Source organism: Clostridium sp. MCC344, assembly GCF_018785365.1.
In the GTDB taxonomy this organism is placed as follows: Bacteria; Bacillota; Clostridia; order Lachnospirales; family Lachnospiraceae; genus Pilosibacter.
Genome location: NZ_WQPQ01000020.1, coordinates 355,976 through 375,981, shown reverse-complemented (window position 1 = coordinate 375,981; position 20,006 = coordinate 355,976). Strand labels below are relative to the sequence as shown.

Genomic DNA, 20,006 nt, shown 5'->3' with positions numbered 1-20,006 from the left:
TGCAGTGATAAAGCGTAAAATTTTCTTAAAATATATCATTACAGCCGGTAAGATGCAAGTGTTTTTTCGCAGCATCAGCAAAATCTGCTACAGACTGATGATCTCCGACATCTCGTCTCTCTTTGCGACTGCCAGGTGAAAATCATCCGCATGGTATGGGCAGTCTCCCATGTCGATCTCTAGCCGGACGGTCTCATAGGCCAGCTCCGGCATGTTGTTCTCCTTGCTCAGATGTCCCAGCAGGATGTGCTTTAATCGGCCGCTCAGGATGCAGTTTAAGAGGCGTCCGGCGTTCTCGTTGGAGAGATGGCCGAAATCTCCCATGATCCGGCGTTTTAAGTAGTATGGGTACGGTCCCGTCTCCAGCATCCGAAGGTCATGGTTGGACTCTAAGAGCACCGCGTCGAGATCGAGGAGATGGTCGATCGTGTACTGGTTGAAATGTCCAAGGTCCGTTGCGACTGCCACAGACTTATTTCCCGACTGGATCCGGTAAGCGACCGGGTCGGCCGCATCATGGTCGATGTGGAACGGCTTGATCGTCAGATCCCCGAGGGAAAATTCGGTGTCCGGCAGGATCGGGTGCAGCAGCTCCTCCGGGTATTCGCCGAGGCCTTTGATCTTTCGGATCTCGTCGAGTGTCCCTTCTGTGGCGTAGATCGGGACTTCATATTTTCTCGCAAGGACGCCCAGTCCCTTTACATGGTCGGAATGTTCATGGGTGATGCAGATGCCGTCCAGTTCGCTCGTCTTTAAGCCGACCTCGTTAAGACCCTGCTCGATCCGCTTTGCGCTGATGCCGGCGTCGATCAGGACGTGGCTCTCCTCCGTCCCTGTGTAGATGCAGTTTCCGCTGCTTCCGCTGGCAATACTAACAAATCTCATGGTCAAGGATCTCCTTCAGCTGTCGTTTGATATCGGATTCGTCCCCGTTGTTGTCGATGACACGGCTGCAGAGCGCGCGGTATTCCTCCTCCGACGCCTGCCTTCCGATGATGTCCTCGCATTTTTCACGGCTGTAGCCGCGGTTTTCCATCAGGCGGACGATCCGGTTCTCTTTTGTCGTGTAGACGTACCAGAGCTCGTCAAAGAAGTTCTTCGGCGCAGTGTCAAAGACCGCTGCCTCGATGATCACGAGGTTTTCACTGGCGGCCTCCGCCTCTTCCTTCATCGTCTTCCAGACTAACGGATGGATGATGGAGTTCATCGTCTTTAATGCTTCTTTATCCCGGAAGATCAGGTCCGCCAGCGCTTTTCGGTCCACGGCTCCGTCCGGGGTGAGAAATGACGTTCCAAGCGCCTCTGTGACCTTTCTGAGTCCCAGACTTCCCGGCTCCATGAGATCGTGGGCCACAAGATCCGCGAGAATGATCTTCGCCCCGAAATCGTTCTTCAGTACCGCGAGCACACTGCTCTTTCCGGCTCCGACTCCGCCGGTGATCCCAATAATTTTCTTCTGTTTCATCTATTTCGCCTCAAACCAGTTTTTTCCGTCATGCATGTCGATCTCCAGCTCCACTTTTAAGGATGCCGCATGGTGCATTTCTTCGGAGAGGATCTTCATGACGATCTCTTTTTCGTCCTCCGCCGTCTCGACGAGGAGTTCATCGTGCACCTGCAGGATCAGTCTGGAACGGAGATTTTCCCTTCTTAACCGCTCGTCCACCCGGATCATCGCGATCTTGATGATGTCGGCAGCCGTTCCCTGGATCGGGGAGTTCATGGCTACACGTTCTCCGAAAGAACGCTGCATGAAGTTCGAGGACTTTAACTCCGGTACCGGGCGGCGGCGTCCGAACATCGTGGTGACATATCCCTGCTCCTTCGCGTGGGCAACAAGGCTGTCGAGGAAGGTTTTTACCTGCGGATATGTCTCAAAATAGCGAGCGATGTAATCCATGGCCTCTTTTCTGGAGATGCTCAGGTCCTCGCTGAGTCCGAAGGCGCTGATTCCGTACACGATCCCGAAATTCACGGCCTTCGCGTTGCGTCGCTGTAACGGTGTGACCTCATCAAGCGGGATGTGGAATACCTGGGAAGCTGTGATCGCATGGATATCCTGGGCGGTCTTATACGCCTCGATCAGGCGCTCATCGCCGGACATGTGGGCAAGGACGCGCAGCTCGATCTGGGAGTAGTCGGCATCCAGGAAGATAAATCCATCGCGCGGGACAAAGACTTTCCGGATCTCTCTTCCGAGTTCCATGCGGATCGGGATGTTCTGGAGATTCGGCTCCGTGCTGGAAATCCGGCCGGTCGCCGTGATCGTCTGGTTGAACCGGCTGTGGATCCGTCCGTCTTCCCGGATATAGGTTCCGAGACCGTCCGCGTAGGTGGAATTCAGCTTTGTATACTGTCTGTAGTCCAGGATCTTCTGAATCACCGGATAATCCGGGGCAAGTTTCTCCAGAACATCAGCCGCTGTGGAGTAGCCGGTCTTCGTCTTCTTTCCACCCTTGATCTGCATTTTTTCGAACAGGATCTCGCCGAGCTGTTTCGGGGAGTTGATGTTAAACTCCTGTCCGGTCATCTCCCAGATCTCCTTCTCGAGGACTGCAATCTGTTTCTTTAACTTTTCTCCGTAAGCGGCAAGTTCTTCCCTGCGGACTGCGATCCCCTCCGCTTCCATATGGAACAGGGTATAGATCAGAGGGAGCTCGATCGTGCGGTACAGCTCTTCCATTCCATCTGCCGTCAGACGCTCCAGGAGCGGTTCCCCGGCTGCAAAGGCTGTGTAGGCCATAAGTCCCGCCATACGGGTGAAATTCTCCGGTTCCTTCGCGTATGCGTCCTCACAGGACAGCTTTTTGATCAGGTCTGGCCTGGACGGGACCGTCATCCCGAGAAGATCTCTCGCAATGTCGTCATAGCCGTAGGAATCCTTTAACGGGTTTAAGAGATATGCCGCAACCCCGGCGTCATAGACCGTGTCCCCGTAGGAAAGATCCGCGAACGGCAGGGAGTGCTTGAGATCCAGGACCCAGGCATGACCCGTTCGGCAGAGTTCCTCATATTTTCCGGCGATATAGCCCTCCGTCATAAAGCCGCCGACCGGGAAGATATAGCTTCCGGTCTCCTCAAAACATAAGGCGAGGGCTGTCACGGAACCGTTTTCTGCGAGAAGTTCCATTCCGATGCGGTCCGCCTTTTTTGCTTTTTCAAAGAGCTCATCCGCCTCGGAAAAATCCTCCACAAGAACAAATTGTTTCTCCGGTCCGCTTTCATGTTTGATCTCCTCGCCGAATCTCGCCGCGATCGACTTGAATTCCAGGCGTTTCATATATTCATATGCTTCCGGCGTGTAGAGATTTTCCAGTTTCGCATCCGCCATGGAAAATTCGATCGGGGCGTCAATGCAGATCCTTGCGAGCTTTAAGGAAAGATCTGCGAGATCCTTATACTCTTCCAGCGCCTTTTTCGCGCGCGGCGGTTTCACTTCGTCGAGATGCGCGTAGATGTTCTCCAGGTTCTGGTACTGGACAATGAGGTTTGTCGCCGTCTTCTCACCGATGGACGGGACGCCCGGGATATTGTCGGACTGGTCGCCCATCAGGGCTTTCACTTCGATAAACTGTTCCGGTGTCACCTGGTACTCCCGGATCACGTCCTCCGGGTAATAGTTGTGTACTTCCGTGGTTCCACGGCTTGTCTTCGGGAGACAGATCCGGATATGGGTGTCGGAGAGCTGTAAAAGATCCCGGTCTCCGGAGAGGATCGTCACCTCGTAGCCCTCTTTCTGCTCACGTTTCGCGATGGTTCCAAGGATATCGTCCGCCTCATATCCCTCTTTTGTGAGGATCGGAACACCCATGGCCGTCAGGACTTCCTTCATAAGCGGTACCTGCTCGTGAAGCTCCTCCGGCATCGGTTTTCTTGTTCCCTTGTAGGCATCAAACATTTTGTGGCGGAACGTCGGGGCTTTCAGGTCAAAAGCCACCGCAAGGTAGTCCGCTTTCTCCTCATCGAGAACTTTAAATAAAATATTTAAAAAGCCATAGACCGCGTTCGTGTGGAGACCTTCCGAATTTGTCAGGTTCGGTACACCGTAGAATGCGCGGTTTAAGATACTGTGACCGTCGATCAATACGAGTTTTTCCATGTTCACTCCTCTAAAATCTATAGATATCCCATCGTTGTCCAGATGCGGAGCTGCAAAAGGATCATGACGATGAGTGCCATTCCGCACAGAGTCGAGATCGCGTAGGATGCGATCTGGAATGTGGAGATATGGCACAGGGACCGGTAGGATTCCGCTACCTTTCGTTTCAGATCCCCCACGATGTCATATGTTCCATCCGCTTCATCCAGCTTTTTTAACCCCACATCCACCATGTAGTGGATCTCCAGTTCTTCCCTGCAGTTTTCACACGTTTTGATATGGTCCAGGAAATCTTCCAGCTCCGTCGGGGACAGTTCGTCCTTCATATACGGAACTACCATCTTTTCTGCTTCCATACAGGTCATGGAACACACTCCTTTCAGCCTGAATATACGCGGATCCCGGTTCATTGTCCGCGTAAACGCAAAAAGACACGACCATCTAATGAGAGTCATGTCTTTTCGTTTCTGCCGGCGGCCGGACTTGAACCGGCACGAAGTTACCCCCGTCAGATTTTGAGTCTGATGCGTCTGCCATTCCGCCACGCCGGCATATCTTCGCGGCTGTATATTTCAACAGCCGCATATAAGTCTATCATAAGAACATGAAAATTGCAAGCAGTTTTAGTGATGGAACAGACGGATGCCTGTGAATGCCATCGCCATTCCGTACTTATTGCAGACTTCGATCACGTTGTCGTCACGGACAGATCCGCCCGGCTGTGCGATATATTTTACGCCGCTCTTGTGTGCGCGCTCGATATTGTCGCCGAACGGGAAGAAGGCGTCAGATCCGAGAACCACATCCTGCATCTTGTCGAGCCATGCGCGCTTCTCTTCTTTCGTGAATACCGGCGGCTTCTCCGTGAAGACTTTCTGCCATTCGCCGTCAGCAAGAACATCCATGTACTCGTCTCCGATGTAAACGTCGATCGCATTGTCGCGGTCCGCACGTTTGATCTTGTCGATAAACGGAAGATTTAATACCTGCGGTGCCTGGCGGAGGAACCAGTTGTCCGCCTTCTGGCCTGCAAGGCGTGTGCAGTGGACACGGGACTGCTGGCCGGCGCCGATACCGATCGCCTGTCCGCCCTTTACATAGCAGACGGAGTTGGACTGGGTGTATTTTAAGGTGATCAGGGAGATCATAAGGTCGATCTTTGCGGAATCCGGAATCTCCTTGTTTTCTGTCACAACATTGGATAAAAGGTCTTTGTCGATCTTTAAGTTGTTTCTTCCTTGCTCGAAGGTCACGCCGAATACCTGCTTGTGCTCGATCGGAGCCGGAACATAGGACGGATCGATCTGGATCACGTTGTATTTGCCGTTCTTTTTCTGTTTTAAGATCTCAAGAGCTTCCGGCTCATAGCCAGGAGCGATCACACCGTCGGAAACCTCACGCTTGATGAGTTTTGCGGTGTCAACGTCGCAGACATCGGAGAGGGAGATAAAATCACCGAAGGAGGACATGCGGTCCGCACCTCTCGCTCTCGCGTAAGCGGATGCAAGCGGGGAGAGATCGCCGAGGTCATCTACCCAGTAGATCTTTCTTAAAACTTCATCCATCGGAAGTCCCACAGCGGCACCGGCCGGAGAAACATGTTTGAAGGAGGTTGCTGCCGGAAGTCCGGTCGCCTCTTTTAATTCCTTTACAAGCTGCCAGCCGTTTAAGGCATCGAGAAGGTTGATGTAGCCAGGTTTTCCGTTTAATACGGTGATCGGGAGATCACTTCCGTCTTCCATGTACACACGGGACGGCTTCTGGTTCGGGTTGCAGCCGTATTTTAATTCCATTTCATTCATGATTTCTTTTGCTCCTTTGATATGGAAATGATTTCGTTTTATGGGATCAGTGATTTTTATTTACGATTCTTGTCTCGTACTTTCCTGTCTCGATATCGATGAATCGTACAAAAAGGGAAACCTTGTTGTCTTCGTTCAGGTTATCCCATACATTCGCTGTGAAGCTGTCGATGTCGCCTTCGATCGCCACGCGCTTCGGCTCGCCCTCAAAGCTCGGGAGCGGGTTTCCGTCGTTCATGTAGGTGTGGATAAAACGTCCTTCTCCATTTACCGGTTTTTCATACGCGTAGGTAAAGCGGCTGCAGCTCTCCGGATTTCCGTCACTGCTCTTTAAGATGGACATTGCAAAGTTGTACTTTCCGTTTTCGATGTGCATAATCCCGGAGATGCGCGGAGTGTAGTTCGGGCCGTCCGGCTCAAACTCGCGGCAGCGCAAGGACTGCTCGAAGGTCTGCTGGCGGTCCATTCCCTCGTAGATCGTATCGGTCTGGTCGCCGTTTGTCACGATGGTCTTATTTCCGAGAACGCGCACCGGGGCGTAGATAATGAGGCTCGGGTCCTCGAGCTTTGACGGATCAAACGCCTGGGTACGGATCCCCTCACCGTCCTTCACAAAGACACGGTTGCGGCTGTTGCTGCTTCTGCCCATGATAAAATATGCGGTCACAGCTGTTTTTCCATCGGCTGATTTTCCGATCACGATTCCTCTTCCCGGATAAGAATTGTTTTTTAACTCCTCTGAAAGTGATAATAACTTCATGGAAGTACTCCTCCTGTTTTCGTATAAGATCACCGGAAGTTTGTCCCGGCGACAGCTTTTAATTTTATGATAACATACTTCCTGCAGATTGAGTATTTAAAATTACTTATCAACGATCCCGGCGTTTCCTTATGAAATACTTTCGTTTATTTAACAAAATCGTAATGCGGCGTTCATGTACAAGAGGCAGGTCTTCATGGTATAATATAACTGTCTTAGAAAGATAAACCTGGTACAGGACAGGCTTTCTTCCATTTGCCTATTCCGGTGCCGCATTAAAATATGATAAAAGGAGCTGATCTTCTTATGAGAAAAAATCTTTATAAATTTGCCGCTTTAACAATGTTTGCCGCATTATCCATCACCGCATGCAAAAAACACGAGGCTGTGGACATCTCTGGAATTCATACGTCCGCTGCGGAGACCATGGCGGAAACTACTTCCAATGAAACAAAGGCTGATCCGGCAGCAGACAATTCAAAAAGTGACTCCTCAAAAACTGATGCTTCAAAAGCCGGATCTTCTGAGGTCGAGACGCAAAAGGATTCCAACGCCTCCGACGCGTTAAGCGTGAAATCGAAGATCGCAACCGAAAAGACCGGAAAGGTCTCCATCGAATACCCGATCCTCTCCAATCTCCGTGATGCATCCATGACCCAGGCCGTCAATGAGCTTTTAAAGAAAGAGGCGACCTCGATCATCACTGCCTGGGAACTGGACACCGAAAAGGATGAGGTTTCCATCAACTGTGATCTGGTATCCCTCGATAAAAACAAGGCGGTATTTACATTCCACGGAATGGTAAACGTTGCAGAAACAGCCCATCCGTCAAATGTGCGCTATGCCGTCTCTGTGAACTTAAATACAGGATCACCAATCGGTCTGACTGCGTATGCAGATGCGGATTCCATCGCGGAATATCTTTCTTCCGATAACGTTGTGGTGGTAGAACCGGCGGATACAGCAGCTGAAGTAAAGGATTCCATCAAGTCCAGCGGAAAGGACCTCTGGCAGACTGTGTTTGCAGAATGTGATTTTACTTCCGTAAAGGACGGGACATTCCCGCAGGCGTTTTCCTACGAAAAGGACGGAGATATCTACCTGATCGTTCCGGTGAGCCATGCGGCGGGTGATTATGCCCTTGTAAAATATTCACCGGAAACAAAATAACAATAGATGATCTGAGAAACGATCCGGTTGATTTCTATCCTGCGTTTTGGTATGATAAAGGGAAGGAAAAAACATGATCTGCCAATCGGTCTATAGGCTTTGGCAGATCACAGAAAGGCTGGTATCTATTAATGGAAAATGTAACGTATATTGACCACCCGCTGGTTCAGCACAAGATCTCCATGTTAAGAAAGAAGACCACAGGAACAAATGAGTTCCGTACTCTTGTTGAGGAGATCGCAACTCTGATGGGATATGAGGCACTCCGCGATCTTCCGCTTGAGGACGTTGAGGTCGAGACTCCGATCGAGACCTGTATGACTCCGATGCTTGCCGGTAAGAAACTTGCGATCGTTCCGATCCTGCGCGCAGGTCTTGGAATGGTAAACGGTGTCCTTTCCCTCGTTCCGTCCGCAAAGATCGGTCATATCGGTCTCTACCGCGACGAGGAGACTCATGAGCCGCACGAATATTTCTGCAAACTCCCGAATCCGATCGAGCAGAGAACGATCGTTGTCACAGATCCGATGCTCGCAACCGGCGGTTCAGCAGTCGCTGCGATCGACTTTATCAAGCAGCACGGCGGAAAACACATCAAATTTATGTGCATCATCGCTGCTCCGGAAGGAGTAAAGAAGCTTCATGAGGCACATCCGGATGTGCAGATCTATGTCGGCCATCTCGACCGTGAATTAAACGAGAACGCGTACATCTGCCCGGGTCTTGGCGATGCCGGCGACCGTATCTTCGGAACAAAGTAATTGATCCGTGAATATCCGGAACATTCCGGTCTTTTCTCCTGAGAAGATCGCGAATGCCAGGCTTTAAACAGATAAAAGACAAAAACCACGATACCTGTTTTTTTGGCAGGCATCGTGGTTTTTCTTTTACCTTTTTTATTTACGCGAACAACGAGCCAAAGTCTGCGCTTGCGCATGACCTTGGCGACTGTTGCGATAACAAGGGGAAACTCGCGAAGCGTGTTTTCACTTGTTTGCCGGGACTTGTTCTTTTTATCTGTTTTCAGAGAAAACAGTTATTCCTGTACTTTCTTTGCGATCTCGCCCTGTTTTTTATAGATAGAGTTCTCATCCACACATCCGCGGACGCTGGACAGCGGGTAGATATTGCAGTTTCTGCCGATCACAGTGCCGGGATTCAGGACGGATCCGCATCCAACTTCCACGCAATCGCCGAGCATGGCGCCGAATTTCTTGATCCCGGTCTCGATATCGCCGTCCTCCGCATGGACTTTGACAAGCAGTTTATCGGACTTTACGTTTGAAGTGATGGAACCGGCTCCCATGTGGGCGCGGTATCCGAGGATCGAATCCCCGACATAGTTATAGTGAGGAACCTGCACCTTATCGAACAGGATCACATTTTTGAGTTCTGTGGAGTTTCCGACAACAGCGCCCTCTCCGACCAACGCATTTCCGCGAAGGAATGCACAGTGGCGAACTTCCGTGTCCTTTCCGATGATGATATTCTCACCGAGATATGCGCTCGGCATCACCTTTGCAGACTTGTGGACCCAGACGGTCTCTCCGCGCTTTTCATATTCATCCTCCGGGAGTGTCTTTCCAAGCTCAAGGATGAACTCTTTGATACGGGCCAGTGCCTCCCACGGATAGGTGAACTGGCGAAGGAAGTCTGCAGCCTGGGTGTGGGAAAGATCATAGAGATCCACGATTTTTGTTTCTTCTTTTTTCATATCATTCTCCAATCTGCCGTCTGATCAGACGACGCAAGCGACCGTACCCGGCGCGAGAATGTGCCAAAGCACATTTTTTACAGGCATGTTCCTGCTACTTTTTATAAAATTGTGCCGCAGCGTCAAAGTAAGGGCGCAGCATATAGGCATTGTTCGTCTGTTTGACGCCGTTTGTCCGGAGTGTCACAAAGCGCTCCAGTTTTTCCATGTATTCATCCGGCGTGATCGTTCCCTCCGCCACATACGTCAGGCCTTTTTCCCAGCTCGCCGTGAGTTCCGGATTTAAGAGCTGCCTCATGGATGCCTGACAGACATCAAAGACGATCTCTCCGAGGAGTGTCGGCGTGATGACCTGGGTCTTCTTTGCCAACGCCAGATATTTGATGTTGAACAGCTTTTTCAGGATCTCCGCGCGGGTGGCGCTTGTTCCGATCCCGCTTCCCTTGATCTGGGCGCGCAGATCTTCATCCTCGATGAGCTGACCTGCGTTTTCCATTGCAAGGATCATGGAACCGGACGTATAGCGCTTTGGCGGGGAAGTCTCGCCTTCTTTTATCTCAAGCTTTAGGAGCTTTAATTTCTGTCCCTTTTTCAACCCGGAGAGCATGGCAAGAAGATCCTTTGCTTTTTCATCATGACCCGGATCCAGCTCCTCCGCCTGGGAATCCTGGGACGCACCGGAATTTTCCGCTTTGCTGTTACCGCTGCTTTCCGCCTTCTTTTTTGACGGGACATTCGCAACTTCCAGATATCCCGCTTCCGCGAGGACCTTGTAGGCTGCAAAGAACTGTTCCCCCTGTTTTTCGATCCGCAGGGAAAACTTCTGGTAGACGGCCGGCGGATAAAAAATGCTCAAAAACCGGCGTCCGATCAGCTCATACACCTTTGCAGCCAGCGGATTCAGGCTTCGCAGCGCTCCGAATCCCTGACCGGTCGGGATGATCGCATAGTGGTCAGTGATCTGTTTATCATTCACATATTTTGTCTTCGCGATCTGCTTCCATGTTCCGCTGTCAAGTGCCTTCACGGCAAAATCCGCGAGAGGAGCAAAATTCCGGAGACCGCCGATATTTTTATAGATCTCCTTCGATACTGCGGTGGAGAGGACTCGTGCATCGGTTCTCGGGTATGTCACCAGCTTTTTCTCGTAGAGTTCCTGAATGATCTTTAGAGTCTCATCCGGACTGATCTTGAACATTTTCGAACAATCGTTCTGGATCTCGGCGAGATTGTATAAGAGCGGCGAATTTTTCGTCTCTTTTTTCCGGTCCAAAGCGAGAAGTGTTCCCTCCATCGGATCGGCACTCAGGAACCGGATCAGCTCTTCCGCCGTCTTTTTCTCCTTAAATCCATTCTCCTTGTAGAGCGCCGGTGTTCCAAAATACCGGGAACCTTCCACGGCTCTCCACTCTGCCTCGATGACTGCTGTCTCGTGATCCGGGACATCGAAGGAGCCGATGACGCGGTAGAACGGAGTCTTTACGAATTCACGGATTTCCCGTTCCCTGCGGACGACCATGCCGAGAACGCAGGTCATCACGCGTCCCACAGAGAGCACCGCCCGCTTTTCCCGGAGATAGGACGCCACGGACGGACCGTATTTCAGGGTGAGCACCCTGGAAAAATTGATGCCCATGAGGTAATCCTCTTTTGCCCTGAGATATGCGGACGCCGCGAGATTGTCATACTCTGCGAGGTCCTTCGCCTCTCTCACTCCGCGCAGGATCTCCTCCTCCGTCTGGGAGTCGATCCAGACACGGCGGCGTTTTTTTCCTTTTACGCCTGCCATCTGCTCCACCAGGCGGTAGATATATTCTCCCTCACGCCCGGAGTCAGTGCAGACATAGATCGTGTCCACGTCCGCCCGGTTTAAGAGCCCGCTCACGATCGTAAATTGTTTCTTCACATCGTCGATCACCTGGTATTTGAATGTTTTCGGAAGAAACGGCAGAGTTTCCATGCTCCAGCGTTTCAGGGCCGGATCATACGCATCCGGGTAACTCATGGTCACCAGATGTCCGACACACCAGGTCACGATCGCCTGATCGGACTCGATATATCCGTCTCCTTTTCTCCCGGAAACCTTTAAGGCCTTCGCAAATTCCTGGGCAACGCTCGGTTTTTCGGCGATAAATAATGCTTTTCCCATGAAACCTCTTTCCTAGTTATCTTATTCTCTCCCACCCCGGACCGCAATTCTCCGGGATGAAAGGATCGTTATTTTTTTCTTCTGCGGAAGCTCCGACAGGATTAGTGCCGCAAACATCAGGGCGCATCCGACTAACATCTTTCCGGTCAGCACATCCTTTAAGAAGATCACGGAAAACAGTGTCCCAAACACAGATTCCAGGGAAAGAAGGATCGCCGATGTGGAGGCGCTTAAATATTTCTGACCGATATTCTGTAAGAGATACGATACGGTCGTCGAGAAAACTGCAAGGTACAGCAGGCCTACGATCAGAGACTGATTCGCCAGGACCGCGAAATCAAAGGATCCGTCGAGAAACGGCGCGCAGATCCAGTTGATGATGGCAGCCGCAAGGATCTGGATCACGGTCAGTGCGATCGGATCATGGTGCTCCGTGAATTTGTCGATAAATACCATATGGACTGCGAACATCAGACCGCACACCAGTGTCAGAAAATCTCCGAAATTGATCGTGAGGTCGCCCTGCAGAGATAAAAGTGCGAGACCGATGACTGCGATAAACGCTGCAGCGATATTTCGCCCTGTCGGTCTCTTTTTGCTGACGATCCAGTAGAAAAACGGTACAATGATCACATACAGGGTCGTGATAAAGGCGTTTTTGCTGGCCGTCGTGTATTTCAGACCGTAAGTCTGGAACTGGTAGGACAGGCAGAGGAATATTCCCAGGATCGCGCCGCAGAGGATCGTCTGGCGGTCCGCTGCGAACAGATTTTTATGAAATAACAGGGCAAGCAGGACCGCAGACATGGAAAAACGGATCGCCAGAAGATACGTCGGCGGGATCAGATCCACGGAATTCTTCATCACAACGAAGGCAAAACCCCAGATCATGGTCGTCAGGATCAGCCCCAGTGATGCCAGGATCCTGACGCTGCGTTCATTTAAATTTTTCATTTTTGGTCCTTTACTCATGAATATAGAAATGGTATCCTGTCACGGATTTCCACTCTTTTCCAGCTTTTACGATCGGTGACGGGAAATGAGGCTTGTTGACTGCATCCGGGAAGTTCTGGGTCTCAAAGCAGAAAGCAGTTCTCGCATGGTAGAAAGCACCTGATTTTCCGTTCCCCTGCTCCAGCCAGTTTGCCGTATAGAACTGGACCCCCGGCTGATCCGTATAGACATCCATGGCTCTTCCGCTTTCCTCGGAGAAGATCTGCGCGGAGAGGGCAAAATCACCGCGGACGTGGGAGAGGCACCAGTTATGATCATAGCCATGTCCCTGAACAAGCTGGTCGAAATCTTCATCGATCCGCTCTCCGATCACATGAAAGTCCGTAAAGTCCATCGGAGTTCCCTTTACCGGAAGAATCTCACCGGTCGGGATCGACGTCTCATCGGACGGAGTATAAAAATCGGCAAGGATCCGCGCCTGGTGCTCCAGGACAGAACCGCCATTGTTTCCAAGAAGGTTAAAGTATCCGTGATTTGTCAGGTTCACAGGCGTATCCGCATCGGAAAGAACGCGGTAAGTCAGTGTCAGCATATCCTTGTCAGTCAGCGTGTAGGTGACGGATACGATGGCGTTTCCCGGATAGCCCTGATCCCCGTCCGGACTTAAGAGTGTAAAAGTGACGCTGTTTTCCGACTCTTCCTTCGCATTCCAGAGTCTTGCGTCGTAGTAATCAAGACCGCTGTGGAGATTATTCGGACCGTTATTGATCGCCAGTGTGTATTCGGTCCCGTTCAGGGAAAATCTTCCTTTTCCGGTGCGGTTTGCGATACGACCGACGACGGAACCGAAGTGCGGACCGTTCTTTAAATAACCGGCAGCATCGTCAAACCCCAGCATCACATCGTCCATAACCCCGTTTTTGTCCGGAACGATCATGCGGACCCAGACAGCCCCCAGATCTGTGACGGATGCCATCAGCCCGTTTTTATTTTTGATCGTGTAGAGGCTTACTTCTCTTCCATCCGGCATCTCCCCAAAATGCTCTTTTGTTACTGACATGATAATACCTCCTCTGCGTAAAAAGAGCCCGCGAAAAAGCGGGCCCCTTGTTTTTATTTTGCTGTGATATATCCCTGCTTTGTGAGAAGCTCTGCGCAGAGGACTGCTCCGCCTGCAGCGCCGCGGACTGTATTGTGGGACAGACCGATGAACTTCCAGTCGTAGACGGTATCTTCTCTTAAACGTCCGATGGATACGCCCATTCCGTTCTCGAAATCGACATCCAGCTTAACCTGCGGACGATTGTCCTCTTCCATGTACTGGATGAACTGCTTCGGTGCGCTCGGAAGCTCTAACTCCTGCGGAAGTCCCTTGAAGTTTACGAGTTTTTCGATGAGCTGTTCTTTAGATGCTTTCTTTCTGAACTTTACAAATACAGCAGCTGTATGACCGTTTAATACCGGCACACGGACGCACTGGCATGTGATCACCGGCTCTTTTGCCTTTACGATCACGCCGCCCTCTAAGTGGCCCCAGATCCTGAGCGGCTCCTGCTCGCTCTTCTCTTCCTCGCCGCCGATGTACGGGATCACGTTCTCGACCATCTCAGGCCAGTCCTTGAAGGTCTTTCCTGCTCCGGAGATCGCCTGGTATGTAGTAGCGACTACTTCATACGGCTCAAACTCTCTCCATGCACTGAGGGCCGGAGTGTAGCTCTGGATCGAGCAGTTCGGTTTTACCGCGATGAATCCGCGTGTTGTGCCGAGTCTCTGCTTCTGGAATTTGATCACGTCAAAGTGCTCCGGGTTGATCTCCGGGATCACCATCGGAACATCCGGTGTCCAGCGGTGAGCGCTGTTGTTGGATACAACCGGTGTCTCTGTCTTTGCGTAAGCTTCCTCGATCGCACGGATCTCTTCTTTTGTCATATCAACGGCGCTGAATACGAAATCAACGGTCCTTGATACGGCATCAACGTCGTTTACATTCATAACGACTAAATTTTTTACTTTTTCCGGCATCGGAGTCGTCATTTTCCAACGGCCTCCAACAGCCTCCTCATATGTCTTTCCTGCAGAACGCGGGCTGGCAGCCACGGTCGTCACTTCAAACCATGGGTGGTTTTCAAGGAGAGAGATAAATCTCTGTCCTACCATACCTGTTGCTCCAAGGATACCAACTCTAAGTTTCTTTTCCATCACACATATCTCCTCATCTTTGCCTGACAGTCATCTTCAGTTGACGGCTTGCCATTTTTCCACCCGTCACGGACATATGTCTCCATGTACGCAACATTCGTGTTGATGTCTATCCTAACTCAAAATGACAAAAAATGCAAGCATTAAATGACCTCAAGCGCTACGCGGATCATATCTGCAAAGGAAGTCTCGCGTTCCTCGGCGGTCGTCTTCTCTCCTGTCACCATGGAATCGGATACGGTCAAGATGGAGAGTGCCCGCGCTTTTCCGAGGGCAGCGTTCGCGTAGAGAGCAGCTGTCTCCATCTCCACTGCGAGAACTCCCATATCGGCGAACTGGAGTCCGTCATGCTTTTTCTTTTCCGGCTCATAGAAAAGATCCGATGTGAGGACATTTCCTACATGGTAAGGAAGATTTTCCTGCTCCGCATTGAAGACTGCCTTGATCAAAAGACCAAAGTCTGCGATCGGAGCGAAGTCTCCCGGAAGTCCGAATTCCTTCACATAGTTTGTCTGTGTGCACGCGCCCATGGCGAATACGAGATCACGGATATGAACATCTTCGGAGATCGCTCCTGTCGTGCCTACACGGATCAGTTTCTTTACTCCGTATCCCTCGATGAGCTCGTGGGTGTAAATTCCGATCGACGGGCATCCCATTCCCGTTCCCATGACGGAAACAGGTTTATCACGGTAAAATCCGGTATAACCGAACATATTTCTTGTGGCATTAAACTGTCTTGCTCCTGCAAGGAAATTCTCAGCGATAAATTTTGCACGGAGCGGATCGCCCGGAAGTAAGATGGAAGGTGCGATCTCGCCTTCTTTTGCTGCGATATGAGGTGTTGGTACGTTCATGGTAGTTCCTCCTTTTTTATCGAATGCTATTCCTATATATTATATTATATTATAACCGAACTTTCGTCCCTTTTCCATCCCTCTTTGCGGCTTTTAACCGTCCGAGGGCAACTTCTTTTCCTTTATAGTGAGCAGTTCCGTCGACATCCGGCAGATAGACATGTTCCAGCGTATCTTCCTTTTCGAGACGGATCCCGCGAACGCCGCGGCTGTTCTTTTTAAGTTCCGGGATCTCCGCGAGCGGGAATTTTAAGAACATTCCATCCACAGTCTGGAGAACCACATCTCGCTCCCCGTCGACTTCCGTGCCGATTTCCCGGATCTCCACAAGTTTATCATCTTCGGCGAGCTTCGTTGCGACAACGGTCTTGTTTGCCGTCATAAATTCCTCACCGGGAACGATCTTTACGGATGCCTGGGATGTCGCGAACAGGAACTTTTTCCCTGCAAGGCCGGAAGCCGGAAGCATAAAGAGAAGTGTCTCCGTCTTGCCGTCAAATTTGCTGACATTCTCGATAGGGATTCCTTTATCCTTCATTTTGAGCGCAGGGAACTCGGCGACTTTCACCTGATACATGGTTCCGGTATCAGAGAACATGCAGAGTTTATCATCTGTCATCACCGGGAGGACGCGGACATTCTCGCTGTCCACCGTTTCCTGGTTTCTCTCATAGATGGAGCGGTCCATCGTCTTGCAGTAGCCGAAGCGGTCCATAACGAAGATCACTTCCTTCGCTGCTTCCTTCGCCTCCACATAGACCATCTCCTCGCCGTCCTCGATGAGTGTTCTTCTCGGCTCTGCGAACTCTGCCTTGATCGCATCGAGATCTTCCTTGATGACAACGTCCATGTTTTTCTGGTTGGAGAGGATATGCTGATATTCCCGGATCTTCCGCAGGGTCTCTTTATACGATTTCTGGAGTGCAAGGATCTCGAGGCCGATCAGCTTATAGAGGCGCATCTCGAGGATCGCTGTCGCCTGGCGCTCGGTAAAGTGAAGATTCTTTGCATCCTCCTCAAAGCCCGGCACACGGAATCTGATCTTTTCGGTATTTCCCGTCATCAGGCATTCCTTCGCGTCCTTCATGTTCTTTGAGCCGCGGAGTACGGCGATGATCAGGTCGATCACGTCGCAGGCCTCGATGAGACCTTCCTGAACCTCTTTCTTCTCCAGTTCCTTTTCGAGGAGCACATTGTACTTCTTCGTCATATTCCGGTACTGGAATTCCAGGAACGTATTTAAGATCTGTTTGAGGTTCATCGTCTCCGGGCGTCCCTCATCGATCGCCAGCATATTGACGCCGTAAGTGTCCTCCAGCTTCGTCTTCTTGTAGAGGAGCGCCTTGATCTTATTGACATCGGCGTCCTTCTTGAGCTCCAGGACGATTCGGATGCCTTCTTTGTTTGACTGGTTCGAGATGTCCACCACATCGGTGAGTTTTCTCGTCTCCACGAGATCGGCGATATCGACGAGCAGTTTGTTGATCCCGGCGCCGATCATCGTGTATGGGATCTCTGTGATCACGAGCTTGTCGCGGTCCGCTTTTCTTCTTCCGAGCTCCACCTCGATCTTTCCGCGGAGCTTGATCTTTCCGGTCCCGGTTTCATAGATCTGTAAAAGATCGCTCTTGTTCGCGATAATACCTCCGGTCGGGAAATCCGGTCCCGGCATATATTCCATCAGTTCTTCCACGGTGAGAAGGCGGTTGTCGATATACGCCTTCACCGCATCGATCACTTCGCCCAGATTGTGGGTCGGGATGCTGGTGCTCATTCCGACTGCGATTCCCTCCGCGCCGTTTACGAGAAGGTTCGGCACACGGACCGGAAGGACTTCCGGCTCTTTTTCCGTCTCATCGTAGTTCGAGACGAAATCCACGGTCTTATCAAGATCTTTTAAATAAACTTCTTCCGCGAACTTCTTTAAGCGCGCCTCAGTGTATCGCATGGCTGCAGCGCCGTCACCTTCGATCGAGCCGAAGTTTCCGTGACCATCCACCAGAGCCATTCCTTTTTTGAAATCCTGGGATAATACGACTAACGTCTCATAGATCGAGCTGTCACCGTGCGGATGATATTTACCCATCGTATCGCCGACGATACGGGCCGATTTCCGGTGCGGCTTGTCGTGGTCCAGATGGAGCTCGCTCATATCATAGAGAACTCGGCGCTGTACCGGCTTTAAACCGTCCCTGGCATCCGGGATCGCTCGTGAGGTGATGACGCTCATGGAGTAGTCCAGATAGCTCTTCTGCATCTCCTCCGAATATTCAGTTCGCAATATTTTTTCAGACATGGTAACTTCTCCTTTTATGCGTCGATCTCCGCCTCATCGGCATGATCATAGATAAATTTCTTTCTCGGCGGGACATCGCTTCCCATCAGAAGCTCCGTCACCTCACTCGCCATACGGGCATCTTCGATCTCCACCCGCTTTAAGACACGGTTTTCCGGGTTTAAAGTCGTCTCCCAGAGCTGGTCCGCGTCCATCTCACCGAGACCTTTGTAGCGTTGAAGCGTAAAGTCCCCGGAATGGCTCCTTCTGTACTCTTCTAACGCCTTGTCATCGTACAGATAGCGCTCTTCCCCGCGCTTCGGAACGACCTTGTAGAGCGGCGGCATCGCGATATAAACGTGACCGTCGTAGATCAGCTCCGGCATAAAGCGGTAGAGGAACGTCAGGAGCAGGGTGTCGATATGGCTTCCGTCCACATCGGCATCGGTCATCAGGACGATCTTATCATATTTCAGTTTTGTGATATCAAAGTCATTTCCATAACCTTCAGAAAATCCGCAGCCGAACGCGTTGATCATCGTCTTGATCTCGGCGTTTGCCAGAACCTTGTCCATCGATGCCTTTTCCACGTTTAAGATCTTTCCGCGGATCGGCAGGATCGCCTGAAACTGACGGTTTCTTCCCATCTTTGCGGAACCGCCGGCGGAATCTCCCTCGACGATGAAGATCTCACATTTCGACGGATCACGGCTCTCGCAGTTTGCAAGTTTTCCGTTGCTGTCGAAGGAGAACTTTGACTTAGAGAGCATGTTTGTCTTTGCTTTTTCCTCCGCTTTCCGGATCTTCGCGGATTTTTCTGCACAGGCGATGATCGCTTTTAAGGTGTCAAGGTTACGGTCAAAGAAGCGCTCCAGCTCCTCCCCTGTCATCGTGAACACGGCCTTTGTCGCATCGGCACTGGCAAGTTTTGTCTTTGTCTGTCCCTCAAAGATCGGATCCGGGTGTTTTACGGCGACAACGGCCGTCATGCCGTTTCTCGTGTCAGCACCGGTAAAGTTGCTGTCTTTCTCCTTTAAGATGCCGAGTTCCCTCGCGTAGGAGTTGATCAGCTGGGTAAATTTCGTCTTAAAGCCCACCAGGTGGGATCCGCCCTCCTGGGTAAAGATGTTGTTGCAGAATCCGAGGATATTCTCCTCAAAGGCGTCCACAAACTGGAATGCGACTTCCACTTCGATCTGGTCTACACTGCCCTTAAAATATACCGACTCATGGATCGGTTCTTTTCCGTTGTTCAGTTCACGGACATAAGCGACGATCCCGTCAGGCTCATGGTAAGTTACGCTTTCCTCTTCGCCCGCACGTTTATTTACATAGTGAAGGATCAGCTTCGGGTTTAAGTATGCAGATTCATGAAGGCGGCTCTTCAGCCACTCCGCCTTGAATTTTGTCTTCTCAAAGATCGTTGGATCCGGCAGGAAGTTGATCTCCGTTCCCGTTTCCTTCGATTTTCCGATCACCGGAAGAAGGCCGTCCTTCAGCTCAACGACCGGATGCCCTTTCTCATATTCATCATAATATACTTTTCCATCTCTGGAAATTTTGACCTTCATCCGTTCCGACAGAGCGTTTACAACAGAAGAACCGACGCCGTGAAGTCCGCCGCTGGTCTTATAGGAATTATTGTCGAATTTTCCGCCCGCGTGAAGAGTTGAGAGGACCACGCGCTCTGCGGAGACGCCTTTTTTGTGCATCTCCACCGGGATCCCGCGGCCGTTGTCTTTTACGGTACAGGATCCGTCCGCCTCCAGCGTTACCGTGATCTCTGTACAGAATCCGGCCAGGTGCTCGTCCACCGCATTGTCGACGATTTCGTATATCAAATGGTTTAAGCCCTTAGTTCCAACGCCTCCGATGTACATTCCGGGACGTTTGCGGACTGCCTCCAGTCCTTCCAGTACGGTGATACTGTCAGCATTATACTGTGCTTTCGCCATGTAAAGACCTCCAATTATAAGTCATAAACTGCGGCAGAGAGCATTTCCCCGCCGCAGTTTCATTTTTATTTT

General features: G+C 51.0%; 16 protein-coding genes and 1 tRNA gene. 2 read left to right on the top strand and 15 right to left on the bottom strand.

Going from position 1 to position 20,006, the window contains the following annotated elements; translation table 11 throughout:
• Positions 1-87: 87 nt before the first annotated feature.
• From GPK90_RS06515 to GPK90_RS06485, 7 genes are all read right to left on the bottom strand, one after another.
• Complete coding sequence (locus GPK90_RS06515; protein ID WP_118298172.1) at positions 88-885, bottom strand: MBL fold metallo-hydrolase; 798 nt, start codon at positions 883-885, stop codon at positions 88-90.
• On the bottom strand, positions 872-1,465 hold the full coding sequence (coaE, locus tag GPK90_RS06510) for a dephospho-CoA kinase (protein ID WP_118298171.1): 594 nt from the start codon (positions 1,463-1,465) through the stop codon (positions 872-874). Before coaE ends, GPK90_RS06515 begins: the two co-directional genes overlap by 14 nt.
• Positions 1,466-4,099 carry a DNA polymerase I gene (polA, locus tag GPK90_RS06505; protein ID WP_215702535.1) on the bottom strand — a complete coding sequence of 878 codons (2,634 nt, stop codon included), beginning with the start codon at positions 4,097-4,099 and terminating at the stop codon, positions 1,466-1,468. It lies immediately after the preceding gene.
• 17 nt (positions 4,100-4,116) lie between these two features.
• On the bottom strand, positions 4,117-4,464 hold the full coding sequence (locus GPK90_RS06500; RefSeq protein ID WP_118298169.1) for an anti-sigma factor family protein: 348 nt from the start codon (positions 4,462-4,464) through the stop codon (positions 4,117-4,119).
• Between the two features lie 103 nt (positions 4,465-4,567).
• A tRNA-Leu gene (locus GPK90_RS06495) sits at positions 4,568-4,650 on the bottom strand.
• A gap of 72 nt (positions 4,651-4,722) precedes the next feature.
• Positions 4,723-5,901 (bottom strand): phosphoribosylaminoimidazolecarboxamide formyltransferase, encoded by a 1,179-nt coding sequence (locus tag GPK90_RS06490; RefSeq protein WP_215702534.1) that lies wholly within the window; start codon positions 5,899-5,901, stop codon positions 4,723-4,725.
• Positions 5,902-5,947: 46 nt separating this feature from the next.
• Entirely contained in the window at positions 5,948-6,661 is a 714-nt protein-coding gene (locus GPK90_RS06485; RefSeq protein ID WP_215702533.1) for an IMP cyclohydrolase, read from the bottom strand.
• 306 nt (positions 6,662-6,967) lie between these two features.
• Between GPK90_RS06485 and GPK90_RS06480 the strand changes: the two genes are divergently transcribed.
• Positions 6,968-7,831, top strand: a complete 864-nt coding sequence (locus GPK90_RS06480) for a hypothetical protein (protein WP_215702532.1) — start codon at positions 6,968-6,970, stop codon at positions 7,829-7,831.
• 131 nt (positions 7,832-7,962) lie between these two features.
• Entirely contained in the window at positions 7,963-8,592 is a 630-nt protein-coding gene (gene upp, locus GPK90_RS06475; protein ID WP_117470249.1) for a uracil phosphoribosyltransferase, read from the top strand.
• Positions 8,593-8,867: 275 nt separating this feature from the next.
• Here the strand turns inward: upp and GPK90_RS06470 are convergent, their stop codons facing one another.
• From GPK90_RS06470 to GPK90_RS06435, 8 genes are all read right to left on the bottom strand, one after another.
• Positions 8,868-9,545: an acyltransferase gene (locus GPK90_RS06470; protein WP_118532721.1), complete on the bottom strand. Its 678-nt coding sequence runs from the start codon at positions 9,543-9,545 to the stop codon at positions 8,868-8,870.
• Positions 9,546-9,639: 94 nt separating this feature from the next.
• Complete coding sequence (locus GPK90_RS06465; RefSeq protein WP_215702531.1) at positions 9,640-11,694, bottom strand: DNA topoisomerase; 2,055 nt, start codon at positions 11,692-11,694, stop codon at positions 9,640-9,642.
• A gap of 21 nt (positions 11,695-11,715) precedes the next feature.
• Positions 11,716-12,666: a DMT family transporter gene (locus GPK90_RS06460; protein ID WP_252197359.1), complete on the bottom strand. Its 951-nt coding sequence runs from the start codon at positions 12,664-12,666 to the stop codon at positions 11,716-11,718.
• Positions 12,659-13,708 carry an aldose epimerase family protein gene (locus GPK90_RS06455; RefSeq protein WP_215702530.1) on the bottom strand — a complete coding sequence of 350 codons (1,050 nt, stop codon included), beginning with the start codon at positions 13,706-13,708 and terminating at the stop codon, positions 12,659-12,661. Before GPK90_RS06455 ends, GPK90_RS06460 begins: the two co-directional genes overlap by 8 nt.
• A gap of 53 nt (positions 13,709-13,761) precedes the next feature.
• Complete coding sequence (gene asd / locus GPK90_RS06450) at positions 13,762-14,847, bottom strand: aspartate-semialdehyde dehydrogenase (protein ID WP_118298162.1); 1,086 nt, start codon at positions 14,845-14,847, stop codon at positions 13,762-13,764.
• Positions 14,848-14,990: 143 nt separating this feature from the next.
• On the bottom strand, positions 14,991-15,704 hold the full coding sequence (gene deoD / locus GPK90_RS06445; RefSeq protein ID WP_118532729.1) for a purine-nucleoside phosphorylase: 714 nt from the start codon (positions 15,702-15,704) through the stop codon (positions 14,991-14,993).
• Positions 15,705-15,753: 49 nt separating this feature from the next.
• Positions 15,754-18,000: a DNA gyrase/topoisomerase IV subunit A gene (locus GPK90_RS06440; protein WP_215702529.1), complete on the bottom strand. Its 2,247-nt coding sequence runs from the start codon at positions 17,998-18,000 to the stop codon at positions 15,754-15,756.
• A gap of 14 nt (positions 18,001-18,014) precedes the next feature.
• Positions 18,015-19,934 (bottom strand): DNA gyrase/topoisomerase IV subunit B, encoded by a 1,920-nt coding sequence (locus GPK90_RS06435; RefSeq protein ID WP_215702528.1) that lies wholly within the window; start codon positions 19,932-19,934, stop codon positions 18,015-18,017.
• Positions 19,935-20,006: the final 72 nt, after the last annotated feature.

Bases quoted from the DNA above. Each gene is read 5' to 3' on its own strand.
- upp (WP_117470249.1), top strand. From the start codon at position 7,963: ATGGAAAATGTAACGTATATTGACCACCCGCTGGTTCAGCACAAGATC.
- GPK90_RS06500 (WP_118298169.1), bottom strand. From the start codon at position 4,464: ATGACCTGTATGGAAGCAGAAAAGATGGTAGTTCCGTATATGAAGGAC.
- GPK90_RS06515 (WP_118298172.1), bottom strand. From the start codon at position 885: ATGAGATTTGTTAGTATTGCCAGCGGAAGCAGCGGAAACTGCATCTAC.
- polA (WP_215702535.1), bottom strand. From the start codon at position 4,099: ATGGAAAAACTCGTATTGATCGACGGTCACAGTATCTTAAACCGCGCA.
- asd (WP_118298162.1), bottom strand. From the start codon at position 14,847: ATGGAAAAGAAACTTAGAGTTGGTATCCTTGGAGCAACAGGTATGGTA.
- GPK90_RS06455 (WP_215702530.1), bottom strand. From the start codon at position 13,708: ATGTCAGTAACAAAAGAGCATTTTGGGGAGATGCCGGATGGAAGAGAA.
- GPK90_RS06470 (WP_118532721.1), bottom strand. From the start codon at position 9,545: ATGAAAAAAGAAGAAACAAAAATCGTGGATCTCTATGATCTTTCCCAC.
- GPK90_RS06435 (WP_215702528.1), bottom strand. From the start codon at position 19,934: ATGGCGAAAGCACAGTATAATGCTGACAGTATCACCGTACTGGAAGGA.
- GPK90_RS06460 (WP_252197359.1), bottom strand. From the start codon at position 12,666: ATGAGTAAAGGACCAAAAATGAAAAATTTAAATGAACGCAGCGTCAGG.
- coaE (WP_118298171.1), bottom strand. From the start codon at position 1,465: ATGAAACAGAAGAAAATTATTGGGATCACCGGCGGAGTCGGAGCCGGA.
- GPK90_RS06490 (WP_215702534.1), bottom strand. From the start codon at position 5,901: ATGAATGAAATGGAATTAAAATACGGCTGCAACCCGAACCAGAAGCCG.
- GPK90_RS06480 (WP_215702532.1), top strand. From the start codon at position 6,968: ATGAGAAAAAATCTTTATAAATTTGCCGCTTTAACAATGTTTGCCGCA.
- GPK90_RS06485 (WP_215702533.1), bottom strand. From the start codon at position 6,661: ATGAAGTTATTATCACTTTCAGAGGAGTTAAAAAACAATTCTTATCCG.
- deoD (WP_118532729.1), bottom strand. From the start codon at position 15,704: ATGAACGTACCAACACCTCATATCGCAGCAAAAGAAGGCGAGATCGCA.
- GPK90_RS06465 (WP_215702531.1), bottom strand. From the start codon at position 11,694: ATGGGAAAAGCATTATTTATCGCCGAAAAACCGAGCGTTGCCCAGGAA.
- GPK90_RS06440 (WP_215702529.1), bottom strand. From the start codon at position 18,000: ATGTCTGAAAAAATATTGCGAACTGAATATTCGGAGGAGATGCAGAAG.